22 protein-coding genes are annotated in these 19,085 nt (G+C 41.8%); 18 read left to right on the forward strand and 4 right to left on the reverse strand.

Annotated elements, in window-relative coordinates:
• Nucleotides 1–123: 123 nt before the first annotated feature.
• From ACSQ2E_RS10120 to ACSQ2E_RS10130, 3 genes are all read left to right on the forward strand, one after another.
• Nucleotides 124–921: a serine/threonine protein kinase gene (locus ACSQ2E_RS10120; protein ID WP_435990408.1), complete on the forward strand. Its 798-nt coding sequence runs from the start codon at nt 124–126 to the stop codon at nt 919–921.
• 18 nt (nt 922–939) lie between these two features.
• Entirely contained in the window at nt 940–1,710 is a 771-nt protein-coding gene (locus tag ACSQ2E_RS10125; RefSeq protein ID WP_435990409.1) for a sporulation protein, read from the forward strand.
• Nucleotides 1,711–1,806: 96 nt separating this feature from the next.
• Complete coding sequence (locus ACSQ2E_RS10130) at nt 1,807–2,127, forward strand: YodL domain-containing protein (protein WP_435990410.1); 321 nt, start codon at nt 1,807–1,809, stop codon at nt 2,125–2,127.
• Between the two features lie 69 nt (nt 2,128–2,196).
• Here ACSQ2E_RS10130 and ACSQ2E_RS10135 read toward each other — a convergent pair whose 3' ends face one another.
• Nucleotides 2,197–2,340, reverse strand: coding sequence for a hypothetical protein (locus tag ACSQ2E_RS10135; RefSeq protein WP_435990411.1), 144 nt, complete (start codon nt 2,338–2,340; stop codon nt 2,197–2,199).
• A gap of 17 nt (nt 2,341–2,357) precedes the next feature.
• A complete protein-coding gene (locus ACSQ2E_RS10140) occupies nt 2,358–2,480 on the reverse strand; it encodes a hypothetical protein (protein ID WP_261750612.1) in 123 nt (40 codons plus the stop codon).
• A 130-nt stretch (nt 2,481–2,610) separates the two neighbouring features.
• Between ACSQ2E_RS10140 and deoD the strand changes: the two genes are divergently transcribed.
• From deoD to ACSQ2E_RS10175, 7 genes are all read left to right on the forward strand, one after another.
• The gene (gene deoD / locus ACSQ2E_RS10145; protein WP_034758629.1) at nt 2,611–3,315 is read left to right on the forward strand and encodes a purine-nucleoside phosphorylase; all 705 of its coding nucleotides are present in this window, start codon (nt 2,611–2,613) and stop codon (nt 3,313–3,315) included.
• A 147-nt stretch (nt 3,316–3,462) separates the two neighbouring features.
• The gene (locus tag ACSQ2E_RS10150) at nt 3,463–4,308 is read left to right on the forward strand and encodes a M15 family metallopeptidase (RefSeq protein WP_435990412.1); all 846 of its coding nucleotides are present in this window, start codon (nt 3,463–3,465) and stop codon (nt 4,306–4,308) included.
• A gap of 177 nt (nt 4,309–4,485) precedes the next feature.
• A complete protein-coding gene (locus ACSQ2E_RS10155; protein WP_435990413.1) occupies nt 4,486–5,073 on the forward strand; it encodes a YitT family protein in 588 nt (195 codons plus the stop codon).
• Nucleotides 5,074–5,190: 117 nt separating this feature from the next.
• Complete coding sequence (locus ACSQ2E_RS10160) at nt 5,191–6,651, forward strand: S41 family peptidase (RefSeq protein ID WP_435990414.1); 1,461 nt, start codon at nt 5,191–5,193, stop codon at nt 6,649–6,651.
• Nucleotides 6,652–6,823: 172 nt separating this feature from the next.
• On the forward strand, nt 6,824–7,744 hold the full coding sequence (locus ACSQ2E_RS10165; protein ID WP_435990415.1) for a CobW family GTP-binding protein: 921 nt from the start codon (nt 6,824–6,826) through the stop codon (nt 7,742–7,744).
• Between the two features lie 199 nt (nt 7,745–7,943).
• Nucleotides 7,944–8,369 carry a MarR family winged helix-turn-helix transcriptional regulator gene (locus tag ACSQ2E_RS10170; RefSeq protein ID WP_435990416.1) on the forward strand — a complete coding sequence of 142 codons (426 nt, stop codon included), beginning with the start codon at nt 7,944–7,946 and terminating at the stop codon, nt 8,367–8,369.
• Between the two features lie 182 nt (nt 8,370–8,551).
• Entirely contained in the window at nt 8,552–10,171 is a 1,620-nt protein-coding gene (locus ACSQ2E_RS10175) for an MDR family MFS transporter (RefSeq protein ID WP_435990417.1), read from the forward strand.
• Between the two features lie 67 nt (nt 10,172–10,238).
• On the opposite strand, the gene ACSQ2E_RS10180 is transcribed toward ACSQ2E_RS10175, so the two are convergent.
• Nucleotides 10,239–10,487: a DNA alkylation repair protein gene (locus ACSQ2E_RS10180; protein ID WP_224519717.1), complete on the reverse strand. Its 249-nt coding sequence runs from the start codon at nt 10,485–10,487 to the stop codon at nt 10,239–10,241.
• Between the two features lie 71 nt (nt 10,488–10,558).
• On the opposite strand from ACSQ2E_RS10180, the gene ACSQ2E_RS10185 reads away from it, so the two are divergent.
• The 4 genes from ACSQ2E_RS10185 to ACSQ2E_RS10200 all read left to right on the forward strand — a co-directional run bounded on the left by ACSQ2E_RS10185 (nt 10,559) and on the right by ACSQ2E_RS10200 (nt 13,363).
• Nucleotides 10,559–10,843 carry a hypothetical protein gene (locus ACSQ2E_RS10185; RefSeq protein ID WP_435990418.1) on the forward strand — a complete coding sequence of 95 codons (285 nt, stop codon included), beginning with the start codon at nt 10,559–10,561 and terminating at the stop codon, nt 10,841–10,843.
• Between the two features lie 84 nt (nt 10,844–10,927).
• Entirely contained in the window at nt 10,928–11,287 is a 360-nt protein-coding gene (locus tag ACSQ2E_RS10190) for a hypothetical protein (RefSeq protein ID WP_435990419.1), read from the forward strand.
• 319 nt (nt 11,288–11,606) lie between these two features.
• Complete coding sequence (locus tag ACSQ2E_RS10195) at nt 11,607–12,407, forward strand: CAP domain-containing protein (RefSeq protein WP_435990420.1); 801 nt, start codon at nt 11,607–11,609, stop codon at nt 12,405–12,407.
• A gap of 179 nt (nt 12,408–12,586) precedes the next feature.
• Nucleotides 12,587–13,363 carry an SDR family oxidoreductase gene (locus tag ACSQ2E_RS10200; RefSeq protein WP_435990421.1) on the forward strand — a complete coding sequence of 259 codons (777 nt, stop codon included), beginning with the start codon at nt 12,587–12,589 and terminating at the stop codon, nt 13,361–13,363.
• 58 nt (nt 13,364–13,421) lie between these two features.
• On the opposite strand, the gene ACSQ2E_RS10205 is transcribed toward ACSQ2E_RS10200, so the two are convergent.
• Nucleotides 13,422–14,780 carry an MATE family efflux transporter gene (locus ACSQ2E_RS10205; protein ID WP_435990422.1) on the reverse strand — a complete coding sequence of 453 codons (1,359 nt, stop codon included), beginning with the start codon at nt 14,778–14,780 and terminating at the stop codon, nt 13,422–13,424.
• Nucleotides 14,781–14,930: 150 nt separating this feature from the next.
• On the opposite strand from ACSQ2E_RS10205, the gene ACSQ2E_RS10210 reads away from it, so the two are divergent.
• The 4 genes from ACSQ2E_RS10210 to ACSQ2E_RS10225 are packed head-to-tail and all read left to right on the forward strand — an operon-like array spanning nt 14,931 to nt 18,994.
• A complete protein-coding gene (locus ACSQ2E_RS10210; protein ID WP_435990423.1) occupies nt 14,931–15,698 on the forward strand; it encodes a carotenoid biosynthesis protein in 768 nt (255 codons plus the stop codon).
• Nucleotides 15,695–16,411 carry a lysophospholipid acyltransferase family protein gene (locus ACSQ2E_RS10215; RefSeq protein WP_435990424.1) on the forward strand — a complete coding sequence of 239 codons (717 nt, stop codon included), beginning with the start codon at nt 15,695–15,697 and terminating at the stop codon, nt 16,409–16,411. The genes ACSQ2E_RS10210 and ACSQ2E_RS10215 overlap by 4 nt, the downstream gene beginning before the upstream one ends.
• 13 nt (nt 16,412–16,424) lie before the next feature.
• On the forward strand, nt 16,425–17,519 hold the full coding sequence (locus ACSQ2E_RS10220; protein WP_435990425.1) for a glycosyltransferase: 1,095 nt from the start codon (nt 16,425–16,427) through the stop codon (nt 17,517–17,519).
• Nucleotides 17,516–18,994: a phytoene desaturase family protein gene (locus ACSQ2E_RS10225; protein ID WP_435990426.1), complete on the forward strand. Its 1,479-nt coding sequence runs from the start codon at nt 17,516–17,518 to the stop codon at nt 18,992–18,994. Before ACSQ2E_RS10220 ends, ACSQ2E_RS10225 begins: the two co-directional genes overlap by 4 nt.
• Nucleotides 18,995–19,085 lie beyond the last annotated feature (91 nt).

Here is a 19,085-nt window from a genome sequence, read left to right on the forward strand (position 1 = left end):
GACGCCTGGAAAAAATATAAATCACCGAAGCATAAACATTTCGGACACCATCACTATAAAAAGAATAAGAGCAAAAGTTTTTTCTCCAGTTTCTTTAGCAGTTGAAGGGGCAAGGGAGTATAGATGATTCATGTTCTGTTTCGCAGACTCGTCGATGCATTTGAACATACCTGGAAACCGGGAGATAGGGTCGACGAATACCAAATCATCCGTTTAGTTGGGAAAGGAAGCTATGGTACGACTTATTGTGTCTTGCTCCCTAATGGAGACGAAGCCATTTTGAAACGAATACGCCCTTACAAGAAGTTATTTTCCAATCACGTCCAATATGTCCGGAATGAAAGGGATGCACTGGAAACTTTAACTCACCCCCACTTCCCTGCATTCATCATGGCTGGCGATTATAAGGGGATTTCCTATCTTGTCATGAAAAAAATGAGTGGTCGTACTTTTGAGGAATTGATTTTTCAAGAAGGAAAAAAGTATTCAGAGGAAGAATCTTTAAGAGTAGGTTTGCAGGTAATAACATTAGTGAACTTCATTCATCAAAATGGGTATGTACACCGGGATTTAAGGATTCCTAATATTCTTTTTGATGATGGTGCCATTCATATCATCGATTTTGGTCTTGCGTGTGAAATAGGGACAGATTCAACTATCCTGGAAGCTCATAAAGATTATATGAGGGATAAATCGAAGAAAAGTGATTATTACGCAATTGGTCATTTTCTATTATTTTTATTTTATTCTTCTTATGAGCCAGGGAGTAATAGGGATAAAGGTTGGGAAGAGGAGCTTCCTATTCATCATGATACGAAAGCCATTCTGAGAAAACTTCTGCAAATCGACGAAGAATATCATGATGCCTCGGAGTTGATCGGGGATTTAATAAAGGTGATTCATATATTACACATACAATAAACGAGGAGGAATTTTCATATGTCATTTTTTAACAAAGTATTTGCTTCAATCGGTATTGGAGCAGCCACAGTGGATACTAAATTGGAGAAATCGAGCTACGTTGCAGGGGAGACGGTAAACGGGGTGGTGGAAATTACGGGGGGAAGCACGGAGCAGAGTATCGATGCCATCTATTTAACCCTTTTCACTACATATATTCGGGAATCGGATGACAAGAAATATACAGATTACGCCCCAATTCAAAAGGTGCAAATATCCAATCCATTCACCGTTTTGGAAAATGAAAAAAAAGAATTTCCATTTACCTTCACCCTCCCCTTTGAAACTCCGATCACATATGGGAACACCAGGGTGTGGGTAGCTACGGGTGTGGATATCAAAAATGCAGTAGATCCAAAAGACAAAGACTATATTGAAATCGTGCCGAATCACTTGACGAATGCCATCTTGACTTCTGTACAGGAGCTCGGCTTCAGAATTCGCACAGTGGAATGTGAAGAGGCGCCCAGACGCTACAGAGGGAGATATCCTTTCATTCAGGAGTTTGAGTTTGTACCGGTGAATGGACCATATCAACGTAAATTGGATGAACTTGAAGTGATGTTCCTGAATCAATCGGAAGACCAGGTAGAATTGCTTCTGGAAGTGGACAGACGGGCGAGGGGGCTGGGGGGATTCCTGGCGGAAGCTCTCGAAATGGATGAATCCATGGTCAGGGTGACCATAGGCTCGTCCGATATTCCCCATTTAGCATCGAAACTTCAACAAGCCATCGACAAATTTGCGTAAATAATCCATTCGACAAAGATTCCTATGAATCTGAGAAGGATTCGACACGCTGTTTGTGTAATTGTATGAGTACAACATAATGACGGAGGGGTGCTCATGCCTTTACTTGAAAAAATCATTCGTCCTAAGCTTTTGAGATCGACCTATGACGTGACCATTTTCCAAACCCCTAATTATGGGGAGGACAAAGGGTACGAGGAGGTTTATCGTATCTCGGTAGAAGCAAATAATCATGAAGAAGCCCTGTATCAGACATTCAGGACGTTTAATGTACCAGACTTGGTTCCAAAGGATTATCAAGGCAGATATATTGCTACACGTGACATCGTCTTCATTGATGAAGGACGGAGGGGCCACCACTATTATCGTCTCCAGCCAAATGGCTGGAAGAGGGTGAACCGGATCGTCATTCATTAGATAAAGGTAAGTTCGAAAAAAGGAAAGGATCTGCCTCAGTGGCCGGATTCTTTCCTTTTTTATAAGTCCTTACATGTTATGTCCAGGACCATTCTTTCTATTTCGACCTGTATTCTCTTTCCCGTGTGCATTATGCTCGGCATCTAATGCTTCTTTTGGGATATGATTATTTTTCTTAGGGGCATTGATTCTATTTCGGTGTTTTTTTCCCATCCGTGTGTCCCCCTTTGTTATGATTTAAGTTTTTCGGTTCTTGAAGAGGTTGGTTGTGTCCCCGACCGGGTAGAAGGGTTGGTCTCATTTGCATGTTGTACTGCTTGCTTCAGTTTTTTGCTCATTTGTTCTTTAGCCATGGTTAATCACTCCTTCTGCCTTTATTTTGACCTCGCAAACAGCATTTTATCCTTCCATTTCCTAGCGTTGCATATGTCCAAAAAAAGGATTACAATGGTCTTTCAACAGTCTTGATAGGAGGAATAGTTAGTGAGTATACATATTAATGCGAAAGAAAACGAAATTGCAGAAACAGTTCTTTTACCTGGGGATCCACTTAGAGCAAAATACATTGCAGAAACGTTCTTAGAAGATGTAACGTGCTACAACGAAGTCCGTAATATGTTTGGATACACAGGAACGTATAAAGGAAAAAGAATTTCGGTGCAGGGAACTGGAATGGGTGTCCCGTCGATTTCAATTTATATTAATGAATTGATGCAAAGTTATAACGTTCAGAACCTGATTCGTGTCGGTACATGTGGTGCCATTCAAAAGGACGTGAAAGTACGTGACGTCATCCTGGCAATGACATCATCCACTGATTCTCAAATGAATAAATTAACGTTCAATGGGATCGATTATTCTCCAACAGCGAACTTCGATCTATTAAAACGTGCATATGATGCAGGAGTAGAAAAAGGACTTAATCTGAAGGTAGGAAACGTATTCACTGCTGACATGTTTTATAATGACAATGCGGAGCATGAAAAGTGGGCTCAATATGGTATTCTTGCCATTGAAATGGAAACGTCCGCCCTTTATACATTGGCAGCTAAATATGGTCGAAATGCACTTTCGGTTCTGACTGTAAGCGACCATATCCTGACGGGGGAAGAAACCTCTTCAGAAGAGCGTCAAACGACTTTCAATGAAATGATCGAAGTGGCTTTAGAAGCGGCCATTCAAGAATAATTTATAGAGGCAATATGAAAAACTGCTTACACTCCCGAGTCGGGTTTATAGGCAGTTTTTCATTTTGTGAAGTTTCTCCTGCTTACATATAGCACTGGACATGATAAGATGGAGAATGGAACCATTATAGAGAAACTAGGTGAAAGTATGAAAAAGATCATCTTCGTAACTGCTGCCTCCCTGGTTATGTTATCAGGTTGTTCGCAAGTAGAAGAGTGGTCAGACGAAATATTTGGCCAAAAACAGCAAGAGACACAGGAAAAGAAACCAAAGGTCCAAACACCTGACAACGGGCAGGATGAACAAGCATTACCGGAACAGCAACCTTCTGAAGAAGAGGTTCCAAAAGAGCTGCAATTAGAGTCCCAATACTTCAATGACGTAAAAGTTGTGGACGGGAAACAGGTTATTCAAAATCCCTCCAATTTATTAGCATTGGTAAATAAGGAATATGCATTAGATGAATACAAACCTGCAGATTTAGTCCGTCCAAACGTTCCATTCGTATTCGGGGATGAGGACCTTGAAAAAGCGCACCTCCGTAAAGAAGCTGCAGAGCAGTTGGAAAAGATGTTCGCAGATGCCAAAGCAGGAGGGGTATTCTTGACGGCCATTTCAGGTTACCGTTCATACGAGTACCAAAAAATGCTCCTGGATAGGGAAATAGCCCAATTCGGTAAAGAAAAGGCAGTCATGGCCGTTGCGCCTCCGGGACAAAGTGAGCATCAATCAGGATTGGCTATGGATATTTCCAGTCAAAGCAACCAATTTCAAGTAAATATAGAATTTGCTGATACGAAAGAAGGAAAATGGCTGGCAGAGAACGCATATAAGTACGGGTTCATTCTTCGCTACCCCGAAGATAAGGTATCCATTACCCAATATCAATATGAACCTTGGCACTATAGATATGTTGGGATGGACGCTGCTAAAGTGATTCATGAAAATGATTGGACACTTGAAGAATACTTTAATAATGTAAAGAAAATCTAATGATGATAAAGGGTCAGGGCCTATGGTTCCTGACCCTTTTTTAGATGGGGATTTAGGGATGCTAAGATCTTTCTGCCTCAAAAGGGATGAATTCCCTTCGCTTTGTTCTCTTTTTTTGTATTTCCACATACAACAGTAATAAGGGATGTCCAAATTTGGAATGAGTGGGTGGATGGTATGATGAGGGTGTTTAGTATAATCATCATTGGCAGTGTTTTCGTCGGGATAGGCATCAATCAATTTTTCGTCCCCCATCATTTTCTCGATGGGGGCATGATCGGGATCGGTTTGATTGCCCACTATTGGCTTGGTGTGAAACCCGGTCTTACCATCATTCTCCTCAGTATCCCCCTTTATCTGCTTGCCTTCTTTAAAGATCGAATCCTTTTTTATAACAGTATTCATGGGCTATGGTTGTCCTCTTTGATGATTGATTACTTTTATCAATGGCATACCCTCTTACTCCTTCCTCCACTAATGAGTGCTTTTTTTGGTGGTGCTTTTGTCGGGATCGGAATAGGCCTCATGTTAAGGGGGAATTCCGCTACGGGTGGGTCTGATTTATTGGCACAGTTAATTGGAAAGAGTTTTGGATGGAATGTCGGTAAGCTGATCTTTGCCTTTGATAGTGTCGTGCTTATGGCGGGCTTCCCCATTATTGGAGTGGAAGCATTTTTATATTCTTTGTTAGCTGTAAGCACGGTGGGGTTTTTTACGACGCTTTTGACACATCATAATAGAGAAGATGGATTTTCCTTTCGCTAACATGGAAAAGCTGATAGAATGAAGAAGTTATGAGCTTAAAATTGCTCAGCGGAATGTTTCATGATATTCTAAACGAAAATTCACACAAGATACATAGCAACGAAAGTGGTGGAAGCTTTGGAACAAGATAAGACAGAACAGTCACAACAAGAAACCCAGTCAAGTTTTATAAAAATGAAAAAATTCAAATTTGTCATGCTCCTTTTTTTCCTTGTATTCCTAACGGCAGGAATTACAACATTTGCATTGGCGTTTGGAGATGAAAAGGCAGTTAATGTAGGGGTTACAGAACGATCGGAATTTCAGAAGCTGTATGAAGCCTATGATAAGTTGAACCAGAATTATTACAAGGACCTGGATCAGGACAAACTTGTAAACGGTGCGATCAATGGGATGATCGATAGCGTCGGTGATCCTTATTCCGATTATATGAACGAGGAAGAGGCGAAGAAGTTCCAGGAAAGCATTTCTTCTTCATTTGAAGGAATCGGAGCAGAAATTCAGGAGAAAGAAGGCTACATATCCATCGTCTCTCCAATTAAAGGTTCCCCTGCAGAAAAAGCCGGCCTGCAGCCGAACGACATCATCACGAAGGTAGATGACAAAAGCATTCAGGGAATGTCTGTGACAGATGCCGTTCTCCTCATTCGTGGAGAAAAAGGCACAAAGGTAACGCTGACCATTCAACGGCCAGGTCAGGATAAACCGATGGAGGTCACCATCACCAGAGATGAGATTCCGATTGAAACGGTTTATGCAGAGATGAAAGATAATGGTGTAGCTGAAATTCAAATCACAAGTTTTTCAGAGAATACGTATAAAGAACTGACAGAAGCGTTAAATGAAATGAACGATAAAGGCATGAAGAAACTGGTTCTGGATCTTAGACAAAATCCAGGTGGATTACTTGATCAAGCCGTCAAGATCTCGAATCTGTTTGTGCCTGAAGGTGAAGTCTTATTCCAAGTGAAAGATAGTAATGGTAAAGTGGAAAAGTATGTGTCAGAATCAGGTCAGAAGGTAGAAGTCCCTACAGCCGTGCTGGTTGATGAAGGAAGTGCAAGTGCTGCAGAAATTCTATCAGCAGCCGTAAGCGAATCCAATGATATACCTTTGGTTGGAACGAAGACATTCGGTAAAGGGACCGTCCAAACGGCAGAAACCTTCAAAGATGGCTCAAATATGAAGTTTACCACGGCTAAGTGGCTGACGCCTGAAGGAAATTGGATTCATGAAAAAGGCATCAAGCCAGATGTCGAAGTGAAGATGCCAGATTATGCCCAGCTTCCATACATCAATCCAGACAAGGAACTAAAGGAAGAAGATTTATCAGATCAGGTGAAAACCGCAGAGCAAATGCTCGAAGCTCTGGATTTAGATCCCGGGAAAGTAGACGGTTATTATGATGCTGATACAACGGCAGCCGTTAAGGAATTCCAAGGGGAAAATGACCTCGAAGAGACAGGTACACTGAACGGGGAAACCATCTTAAAGCTTATGACCGACCTAAGAGAAAAGCTGAAGGAAAACGATCCTCAACTGAAAAAAGCGATTGAAGTGTTAAATAAAGATCAATAAATTCAAGGTCTCAGGTGGTTTCGCCTGGGATCTTTTTTATTAGGTAGCTTCAATCGTCTTGGTTCCTTGCCTGGCATAGATTGCCCCGTACCTTATCCATTCGTGATGTACGTTGTGTTCCTATTCACTTTCTAATAAAATATGTATAGGGATCAATGGAAAGGAAGATTACATGAAAAAAGATGTTTATATATTATCCGGATTTCTTGGAAGTGGAAAAACGACCTTACTTAAACAATTGCTGAAATCCTTAAAGGATCATGATAAAAAACCCGCGGTATTGATGAATGAACTAGGAAGTGTATCCATCGATAGTGATGCGGTGGATGATGACACTGCATTGCGTGAACTTCTTGATGGGTGTATTTGCTGTACCATTTCAGAGAAATTGGAGTCACAGCTCCAGGAACTTCTGGTGAACGAAGACTTTGATGTACTGGTCATAGAAACAACAGGTGCTGCACATCCAGTTGAGGTGGTCGATTCCATCTTGTCCCCTCTGTTCGCCGATCGTTTTGAGTTCAGAGGGATCGTTACAATAGTGGATGGCCTTCAATGGCGTAATAGAGGGGACTTCAGTCCGGCTGTCTTACATTTGATGAGAGAACAAATCCGTCATGCCCAGTTTATTATAGCGAATAAGATGGACTTGCTTACTGAAATGGAACGAGGGACATTCTCTTACGAACTGCAGCAAATTAATCAAAATGCCAAGGTGTATTTAACGAATTATTCTCAGGTATCCATGAAAGATATTCTATCTTTAAGTGCACAACAAGAGGGAATATCATACGACCGGGCCGCCATTGGGGACCATCTGACTCTGCAGGCGGTCGTCTATACGTTCAGCGGTAATGTAAAGGGAGAAGCCTTTGAAGAATGGGTGAAAACCCAGTCGGATTCCATTTACAGAATGAAGGGGTATGTTCCATTGCAAGGAAGGAACTATCCAACATTGTTTCAGTATTCATACGGCATGCCGCTCTTTATGCCCGGAGATATGAAATACCCTACCAACTTCGTCATAATCGGAGAAAATTTACATAAAGAAGAAATAGTACAGTCTTTAAAGAAGATTGACCTGACGAAATAATTTGGAGGGGTGGGGGAGTCCTAATTATGGTTTTTTTATTGTTTAGTGTAGAACTCATATTATTCATTGCTGGGGTATACGTTTTCAGTATCCATGAAACCAAACAAGTTTTAACCATTGACAATATCGAATAAAATGTATATTATTTAATAGTTAACTTAGTGAAGTATTTATTGAGTGTGAGAAAGGTCGATTTTTAGTGGGAAAAGAATTGTTCGAGCTAGAAGGGCTGTTCAGGTCCGTTTTTAGAATGATGAAATCAGATATTCGAACCATCTTTGGAGAATTTATTTCAAATGGGGAATTCCGGGTGCTTCAACTCATCAGGGAAAATGGTGCACTGAAATCCTCGGAAATTTCAAAGCGAATGGAAGTCTCCGCAAGTCACATTACGTCCATTACAGATACACTAGTGGAAAAAGGCTATATTACAAGACAGCGATCCAGTGAAGATCGTAGAGTCGTAGAGTTGGCCGTTACTCCTCAAGGAGTGGAAGTGCTGGCACAATGTGAAGAGAAGAAGTCGCACTATTTTCAGCAGTTATTCCAAACCTTTGAAAAAGAGGAGATCGAGCACCTGATCGAACTGTTTGAGAAACTGTTGAGTTCATCCGTTCGTAAGTAATAACTTGTTTCAAGATAATGTCCTGTAAATGTCACTGTTCTGCTTCGGAAACAGAGTTGTTCAGCCATATATTAACAGGAATGAAAAAGGGTTGACCTTTAGAGTGGTCATCCCTTCTATTATGCTCATTTACTTAAGTTGGTTAATTATTCATACTATAAATATTGAGGGAGACAGAGAATATGGAGCATTTGGAACATCGAAAAAAAGTACTGATCATGATTGCGATCATGTCAGCCATGTTATTCGCCGCATTGAATCAAACCATTGTGGGGACCGCATTGCCTAAAATCATTTCTGAAATCGGAGGTATGGATTATTATAGCTGGGTATTCACCATCTTCATGTTAACCAGCTCCATAACAGCCATATTGGTCGGTAAATTATCTGATATGTATGGAAGGAAGCCTTTTATCTTACTTGGAATTGGAGTCTTCATGATCGGTTCGTTCTTAAACGGATTATCTGCTTCCATTATACAGTTAATCATTTTCCGTGGGATTCAAGGATTCGGGGCGGGGATGATCATGTCCACAGCCTTTACCGCTGTCGGGGACTTATTCTCGCCCCGAGAAAGAGGGAAATGGCAGGGACTGATGAGCAGTGTGTTTGGTTTAGCCAGTGTATTCGGTCCCACACTTGGAGGCTGGATCGTCGATAATGCCGATTGGCACTGGGTCTTCTGGGTATTCCTTCCGGTAGGATTCATCGCATTTGGGATGATTTATAAAATGTTTCCTTCACAAGAACAGAATAGAGGCCTGAAAGTGGATTACCTGGGATCCATCATGCTAACTTTAACGATCATTCCGTTATTACTCGCCTTTACGTGGGGTGGAAACGATTATGAGTGGGTTTCCCTTCAAATCATTGGACTACTGACTACCTCGGTTGTAGCACTGATCCTATTCATCATAACGGAAAAAAGAGCAAGTAATCCTGTACTTCCATTACAATTGTTTAAAAATAAGATCTTCACCCTTTCAAATATCATTGGATTCATTCTCGGAGCCGGGATGTTCGGGGCCATTATGTATATGCCGTTCTTCATTCAAGGCGTAATGGGTACTTCCGCGACGAAATCCGGGCTTGTGATGATGCCCATGACATTGAGTATGGTATTTGCCAGTACGATCGGGGGACAAATCATTACGAAGACAGGGAAATATAAGTTTCTGGCACTGATCGGTCTGTTCGTCATGAGTATGGGTATGATTCTTTTATCCTTCATGGATACGAATACGACAAACGCCAGAGCCCTGGTGAATATCATTATAGTAGGAACGGGACTTGGCCTGAGCTTCCCTGTCTTTACACTGACGGTTCAAAACGCAGTGCAGCATAAATTTCTTGGAGTTGCCACTGCTGCAACACAATTGTTCAGACAAATCGGCGGAACTATAGGGGTGGCGATCATGGGAACCGTGATGAATTCTTCCATGACTTCAAAGATGACAGAGAAAATGTCTTCAGTAAAAGACTCTCCATTACTGACAGATCCTGAAACTTCTGGTGTTATGAAGCAGCTTCAAGACCCTCAGAACATCATGAACGGTGGGAAATTAAAAGAGCTTCAATCAACATTGCCACAGGAATTCCAAGGGATCTATGCATCCATCCTGGAAGGTGTAAGAGAATCATTGAGTTATGCGTTAACGAACGTCTTCTTTATTGGAGCCATGATTCTCCTTGTTGGATTTGTGTTAACCTTCTTTATGAAAGAGATCCCATTAAGGATGTCAAATAAAGATGCTACAGAGGAAGAAAAGGAAACAGAGCTTAAAGAAGCTTCCAATCACTAAAATCCTTTAGATAAAAGAGGGTAACCGTGTCTGCTGATAGTAGCAGGCATGGTTACCCTCTTTCTGATTATGACATTGTACTTTCTCCAAATTTCTTAAAGGTCATTTCATCTTCCACCAAGCCGCAAGCCGCACATTGAACTTTTAACTGGGGTCCGTTGTAAGCGAGGTGAAATGGCTCGAGCTGATTTTGCTCGTAATTCTGAACGACTTCTCCTGAAGCAGGATCAAGTTTCACACTCTGAGGTACTTGTTGTATAATATTAAATCGGGTTCGATTCGTTTTACAGCTGGGACAGCGATAGGGTGTAGTCATTGATATCACCTTTCTTCATTTTTTTTTAGTATGGATAAAGAATAAAGATTTTATGTAAAGGATGATTGAATATGTCAGTAGTATTCAACGATTTGCTTGTATCTTACAGACAAATATGGAAAAACCGCGTATTAACAAACGATGCCGTTTCATCGGAACAAGTCTTGAAAGAAGCCATTAAACGTGAATTGGAAGATGCCAATAGTCACCCAAGGGTTCGTAAGTCCATTGAAATTAAATATTTTTCAGCAACTAAAAGAATTATTGAATCCGATTTGCCAAACGAAGCTAAAGTCCGGCTAATTCAGTTACATATCGAAATGTATGCACAATTAATGAAAGAACAGAATCTCTGATCAAGAAGCAAATCTGAGCAGTTATCTTTCTTTTATACCTTAATGGGTATATAATGAAGGGAGATTAATGAAAAGGGTGATACCATGCCTCTACTAACATTATTATTAGTCAGTGTACTCTCATATATGATGTATTATCGATATTTTCCCGTACGAACTAAACGGTGGAATTCCCTTGATGTGACAGCAAAACATGTAGTAGTGGATGTCAGGGATTATCAGGACTCGTCTAAAGGAGATTGCGAAGAGGTCATAGCCTTACCTTGTGGATACATCCGAAGATATGCAAGTGATATTCCTGAAAGGCCTGTCATTGTGATGGGAAGCAATTTCGTCGAGTGTAATGTGGGTGTGAGACAATTAAAACGGCTCGGCTTCGATGTGAAGGGATATCTGCTCATCGGATCTGACAAAAAATGCAATGAGTACCTTTCTTTGGAATGAAATCCTTCCTGCTTTGAAATGTTACTGTAATATCCGTTACATTGGATGAGTTGCTAAAAACCTGTCAAGAATCAGATACCGGTAATAATTAGTTGCTGCATCCAATTCGTTCAGCTGTTGGAAATGTAAGTAAATCATTTAAAAATGCTTTTCTTCCTACTAGAATCAATAGTTACTATCTTACTATAAGGAAATTGTCTTTCAAAATAGAACAATTGATTACTAGTTACCAAGTTATCCCGTAAATGTAACAAAAACAGGGTGGTATGATGAATGTGCAGCAAAGAAAAACACATTCACTGAGGAGGAATTCATTTTTATGAATAAGAAAATGATGGTTTCAGCAGCAACAGCATTAACATTATTAGCAACTCCATTCGCAGCAGGTAAAGCTGACGCTGCAGCACCGTGTCCAGCACAAGGTGAGGTTGCTCAAAAAGTGAACGCCTTTAAATATAATGGTAATCAAGAAGATCTAAACAAATATGTACAAGATGTTCTATCAAAATACCAAATCAACGGCCAAAATATAAATGTACAAGAATTATTGAAAGGACAGGCTCCAAAAGCAGAGGCGGCTGCACCTGCTCCAGCTAAGGAAGCACCAAAAGCGGAAGCTCCTGCACCGGCAGAAGCACCAAAAGCAGAAGCTCCTGCACCTAAGTCGGAAGCACCTGCTCCAGCTCCAACTTCAAATAAGCAAAAACAACAATCAGAGCAAGCAACTGAACAATCTGGTCAACTAAGTCAGTTTGAACAAAAAGTAGTGGAATTGACTAACCAGGAACGTGCAAAACAAGGGCTTCCAGCTCTTAAAGTAGATGCAGAATTAAGCAAGGTAGCACGTGAGAAGTCCCGTGATATGCAAGCGAACAACTACTTCTCTCATACAAGCCCTACGTATGGTTCACCATTCGACATGATGAAGCAGTTTGGTATCGAGTACAGCTCTGCAGGTGAAAACATCGCTATGGGTCAACAGACTCCTGAAGAAGTAGTAGAGGCATGGATGAATAGTGAAGGTCACCGTAAAAACATCATGAGCTCAAACTACACTCACATCGGTGTGGGATATGTAGAGAACGGTAACTACTGGACTCAACAGTTCATCGGTAAGTAATTTTATGAACAAAAGCAGTCTCTCTTTGGAGAGGCTGCTTTTTTAGTTTCCCTTAATAATATGATTGCATACGCGACATTCTTTATAGCAGGTTGAACGAAATGTGTAAGAGCTTAGATTTGCATTTCCCGATAATCATTCATACTATTGAAATATAACGAGTACGTGGAGTGAGCTTGATGAAACAAGATAAAGTTGTCCTCATAACGGGCGGATCAAAGGGAATCGGAAGAAAGACGGTGGAGGAATTCTCTAAACAAGGATACAGGGTCATCCTGAACTATAGAAGCGATGATTCTTTTGTGGAGAAGTTGGTTTCTGAATTAACCCAGTGCTACTCCAATTCCATCATCCCGATCAAAGGGGATATTTCCGTACCGGAAGAATGTGAACGGATGGCATCAGAGATCTGGGGTAAGGTGGAGAGCGTCGACATCCTGATTCACAATGCCGGACCCTATGTAAAAGAAAGAAAATCATTTGCCGATTACTCCCCTGAGGAATGGAATTATATTGTGAATGGGAATTTAAATAGTGTATTTTACTTATCCAGGTTATTGATCCCGAAGATGCGTGAAAAACAATGGGGAAGGATCATCACATTTGGATATGACAGGGTCGAATCAGCACCGGGCTGGATTTACCGTTCTGCATTCGCTGCAGCTAAAGCCGGCCTCGCTTCCTTCACAAAAACAATTTCAATTGAAGAAGCGCATAACGGCATAACGGCAAATATGGTCTGTCCGGGTGACATAGTAGGTGATTGGAAAGAAAGAGAAATTAGAATTGCGAAAGAACAACATGATTCACATACACCGATTGGCCGACCCGGTACAGGAGAAGATCTCGCAAGGATCATTTCATTCCTCTGTCAGGAAGAATCTGATTTCATTACCGGTTCTATCATTCCCGTAACAGGTGGTAAGGATGTACTTGGAAAGGTATTTCATCAATAAAGAGCAAAGGCAGTGATTCAGTCCGTTGCTCTTTCAGTCACTAATTTCTTATACACTTTTAATGACTATATTGTTTTCTGTATTTCTTTTGTATAGATAGGAGCCGACCTGACAAAGTAACCGCGCCTGCCGTTAAGCCCGATGTAAGCCCAAGCCAGTAGCCGTACGGTCCGAAATTTGTGTAGTTGGCAAGAAAATATCCTAATGGTAGTCCGATCACCCAATATGATACAAGAGCCATGATAAAGGTGATATTGACATCCTTATATCCTCTAAGCGCACCTTGGACGGGGGCTTGTATCGCGTCTGAAAGCTGGAAGAATACGGCATATAATAAGAAGTGTCCCGTTAATTCTAATACATACGCATCATCTGAGTATAGATAGGCGATTTCAGAACGGAAGAAGAGTAATATGACTCCATATATGACAGCTAAAAGCAATGCAAAGCTCACACCCATCCAACTGTAAACCTTTGCATCACGAAGCCTCTTTGCACCGACCTCAAAGCCTACAACGATGGTCAAGGCCATAGAGATGCTCAGTGGGATCATATAGAGGAAGGATGCAAAATTGATCGCTGCCTGGTGAGCCGCGATTACCACTGTATCGTAATTGCTCATCAACAAAGTGACGGCTGAAAAAATGCTGACTTCGAAGAAAATGGATAAACCAATCGGTACACCGATCACAAAAATTTCTTTCCACTTAGCAAGGTCAGGCTTATGGATGGTCCGGAAAATATTATATTGGCTAAAAGGACCTTTCGTATGGACGACCCAGAAGGCGATGAGTGTAATCAGCCAATAGGTGATGGCAGACGCAACACCTGCACCCACTCCTCCAAATGCAGGAAGTCCCAACTTACCAAAAATAAGAAGATAATTGAACACGACATTAATCGGCAGGGACATGAGAGTAATGAACATGGTCACCCTCGTCATCCCCAGGGCGTCGATGAATGATCTTAGTACATTATAGATAAATAAGGGAATCATTCCGAACGAGAGGGCAATGAGATACTCTTTCGCCACAATACGGACTTCCGGTTCTATATTCATCCCGTTTAATATCGGATTGAGGGCAAGTCCCCCAATCACCATGACGATAAGGGATAAAGCGATGGCTGCATATACACCTTGAAGCACAGTACGGGGAACTTCTCTCTTATTGCCGTGTCCATTCAACTGGGCGACGATTGGCGTCACGGCCAAAAGGATTCCGCTTAATCCTGTAAAGACCGGTACCCAAAGAGAAGAGCCAATCGCAACACCCGCAAGATCAATGGGAGAATACTTCCCTGACATGATCGTGTCGAAGAAATTCATGGCAAACATCCCAAGCTGCGTCACAAGGATGGGGATGAGTATGATGGACAGCTGTTTGATCTTATCTTTCATTGTATGAGTTTCTCTCATTGGACGTACTCCTCCTGTATGCCTTCAGATACTGCATGGTGATTTCACTATCATACTGTACCATATTTTCATGGGGATAGAGAGTGAAATATGCTTACCAAACGAGCACTCATTATGGATTAAGGGAAATGACCTTATGGGAGGGAAAGAATGACTAAACAATGGCAGGACTGGATTTGGATAGTGTTTATCATTTGGTATGGGGTGGGGATTATCCTGGTTTCTTTCGACTGGCTGCCTCCGTCTCTACAATGGGCAAATGCCGTCTTCTTATATTTAGCAGGGATATTGGCCATTCTTTATGCAATGAAGAGGTTCGAGACCAGAGCCGGGCTGATCATTTCTTTAGGCATCATGTTGCTTACGATTTTCGCCGAGAGTTTAGGCGTCCATTACGGTCTGATATTCGGGTCTTATCATTATAAAAAGGATTTTGGTTTTCAATTATTCGATGTCCCAGTGACAATTGGCTTCGCCTGGGTCATGGTGGTATTCACCAGTATGGCACACTATGAGTTCTTCTTTAAAAGGACGAAGACAATCGGGGGAGCGTTAGTATATAGTACGGTGACCTCTCTATTAGCGGTGACAATGGATTTGATCATCGACCCCGTTGCCTTTAAAGGCAGGGAATACTGGATATGGGATCAAGGGGGACCGTACTATGATATCCCCACTCAAAACTTCTTAGGGTGGTTTTTTGTTTCTTTTTTCATTCAATGCTTCTTGTATGTATGGGTCAAGCAAGAAATTTTCACTACCAAATGGAGCAACCGGATGAGGAGGTTATACTTCCTTGTGATCTTGATGTTTATGGTGACGGCTATGGTGGAAGGGCTATGGCTTGCCGTTCTTGTCACTTCATCAATTTACGCGGCATCGCTCATTCTTAGGACACGATTGGAGAAGGTAACATGATTGAACCGAAAAAAAGTAAGAGATTTCAACAACTGCTGTCGGGCTATCTTACTTATCAGCTCAAGAAGCACTTTTATCGTGTGTGGATCGAAGACCAACGAGATTCGTTTCAACAGGGTTCAGGCCATCTGGTACTTACCAATCATTCAAGCTGGTGGGATGGTTTGATGGTCTTTTACATAAATCATCATGTAATAAAGGAAGACAGCTTCGCAATGATGAGCCAGAAAGGAATGGAGGATTTCTCTTTCTTTCAGAAAATCGGCGCATTCTCTGTTAATCCCCATTCTCCCAAAGACCTGGTCACCTCATTGAAATTTGCTGAGAAGTGTTTACAAGAGAAGAAAACGGTCTGGATCTTTCCTCAAGGGAAGGAAGAGCATCTTGAAAAGAGACCCTTATCCTTTATGAGTGGACCCGCTTATTTGTACGAACGGAATCCGGAAATCACTGTTACGATGGTCACATTTTATTATACTTTTCGTCATGATCAAAGACCCGAGTTGTTCATCCGGATTAGCCAGGAAGACATGTTTACAAGTCAGAAGTCAACACGGGCAGAGCTGTCAGGTCACTTAAGAATGGGTTTGGAAACCAGGCTGGATGACTTGAAAAATGATATTATCCATGAAAACATATCCGCATTTGAATTGTTGATTAAAGGATTTCCGACCAATAGTGAGTGGTTGAGTTTTTGGAAGGGAAGAAAGTAGGGGTGGAGAGAAAATGAATTATTATATACTGATCACATTCCTATTTGTACTGGCTACGTTTATCAATCTACTGTTTTTACCAAAACTATCCCGTAAGTCGGCTGTAAGTGACTTGGTGTCAGTCCTGGTTCCAATGAGAAACGAGGAAAGGAATGTAGAAGGACTGATCGAAAGTATCAAAAAGATCACCCATTCCCCCGCTGAATTTATTTTATTGGATGATGGGTCGACGGATCACACAAGAGACCTCCTGACACATCTTACATCAGGCGATCCCCGTTTCAGGATCATCGATGGAAAGCCCCTCCCAAAAGGATGGGTGGGAAAGGTCCATGCCTGCAACGAGCTTAGTCGGCATGCCTCAGGTTCGTATTATCTATTTCTGGACGCCGATGTGAGGGTTTCACCCTCCATCATTGAAAAAGTACTGTACCAAATGGAACGGTATGATTCCGGGCTTGTAACGGGATTTCCCCAATTTCCCATACCGACCTTTCTCAGTAAAATGCTGGTGCCGTTTCAGCATTTTCTCGTCTATTTTCATCTGCCACTCGCCGTGGCAAACCATACGACCAGAAGTGCATTCACGGCAGCCCATGGAGCTTTTATGTTTTTCAAGAAGGAAGCATACGAGGATTGCGGTGGACATGAGGCTGTTAAGTCGTCTCTTCTTGAGGATGTTCATATCTCCAGGAAGGTAAAGGAAAACGGGTGGAAGGTGACACTCGTCAATAATAGCTTTGAGGTGACCTGCCATATGTATGAAACGAATAAGGAAGTATGGGAAGGATTTCTGAAGAATATTTATATAGGCACTGGAAGAAGTCCGATATCGGTTATCCTTCTTTCCCTATTTTATACCGTTTTCTTCATACTCCCTCTGCCTTTAGCCCTTTATGGTTTGATTTCGGGGGAGTGGGGGTACGTTCTTCCATTGATGGGAATCTGGGTGCAAACTTTCATGATCGACATCGCTTCCAATCAATCAAAGTGGCATTTTCTATTGATTCCTATCGCTTCCATCTTCTTTATCTTCATCATGTGGGCGTCTATGCTGAGGGGATTGAAAAATCAGGGATACACGTGGAAAGGAAGGACCTATTCATGAAGAATATCATCATCATTGGCGGGGGATTAGGGGGATTGTCTGCAGCGATATCCCTTCAAAGTAAAGGATATAACGTTACGGTCGTAGAACAGAACCATCACACCGGTGGGAAAATGATGCAGGTTGAAATCGACGGCTACTCCTTTGATTTTGGCCCGAACACGATTACGATGCCTCACGTCTTTCAATCTGTGATCAATGATGCAGGAGGGGACTCCTCTCGTTATTTTGAATTTGAAAGACTCGTGAAACATACGAAAAACGTTTTTCCGGATGGAAGGGTCCTCTATCAATCAGCCGACCCCGAAGAAATGATGAACGGGCTTAAAGGGATCGATCCTTATGGGGCAGCCCATTATACAGAGTATTTAAAAGAAGTAGAAAAGCTTTATTCATTAGCCGAGAGAGGATTTTTTTACCGGGTATTTGGTTCATGGAGGGATTATCTTTCACCCAGTCTTTCCTATAGCTTTGTGAAGGTCCGTCCCTTTGAGAAAATGGATCATTTTCATAGAAGGTTCTTTCAAGATGAAGAAGTGTTGAAAGTGTTCAATCGGTATGCGACGTATATTGGCTCATCACCTTATGAGTGCCCTGCCACCTTTTCATTGATCGGTCATCTTGAGATGAAAGACGGGGTGTATTATACAAAAGGTGGAAACCCGAGGATTGCAGAAGGGTTTAGTCGTTTCTTCCAGGAACTCGGTGGAAGGATACGTTTGGGAATACGAATGAAAGAGATCGTGGTGAAGGGGAAAAAGGCAGTCGGTGTGATAACAGAAGATGGAGAATTTCTTCCTGCTGATGACGTGATCGTGAATGGGGATTTCATCACGGCTACGAAAGAATTGATCAAGGAGGGGGATCGACCGAGTCATCCTGACGGCAAGCTTGACTCCTTTGAACCTTCGATATCGGCTTTCGTTATTCTGGCTGGACTCAGTAGCTTTCAAGATTCCATTCATCATCACCAGGTATATTTCACCGGGGATTATCATAAGGAATTCACAGAAATTTTCTCCGAAAAAAAGCTCCCGAGTGACCCCACGATCTATATCAGCCATTCGGCGGCGACAGATTCAAGCGTCACAAAGGGAAGTAATTTGTTTATCCTTGTCAATGCACCCGCCATTGAATTGACAGATGAACAAGTTCAGTCGTATAAAGAGAAGATTTATCATAAATTAGAAGAAAAGGGACTGTCCATAAAGGAATCACTGGAAGTGGAGAAAATCTACACACCGGACACCATAAAACATAAATTCTCTGCCTATAAAGGCTCGCTTTACGGCCTTGCCTCCCACCGCATGACCGAAGCATTTCTTCGTCCTTCAAATGTCAGCAAGGATATTAAACATCTCTTCTACACAGGTGGAACGACACACCCAGGGGGAGGATCCCCGATGGTGACGATAAGTGGAAGAAATGTAGCCAATTATATCTTGAAAAGGGATAGGGGCAATATATCCCGGTAATTCTCATGAATAGAAAGAGTCCTTGAAGGTTGAAAAGGGTCTCTTCTCTTTTTGTCAAATTTTCGTGGTTCTATCCCGCCTGTATTTTTGG

The sequence above is a fragment of the Rossellomorea sp. LjRoot5 genome, assembly GCF_964253455.1.
Taxonomy (GTDB): domain Bacteria; phylum Bacillota; class Bacilli; order Bacillales; family Bacillaceae_B; genus Rossellomorea.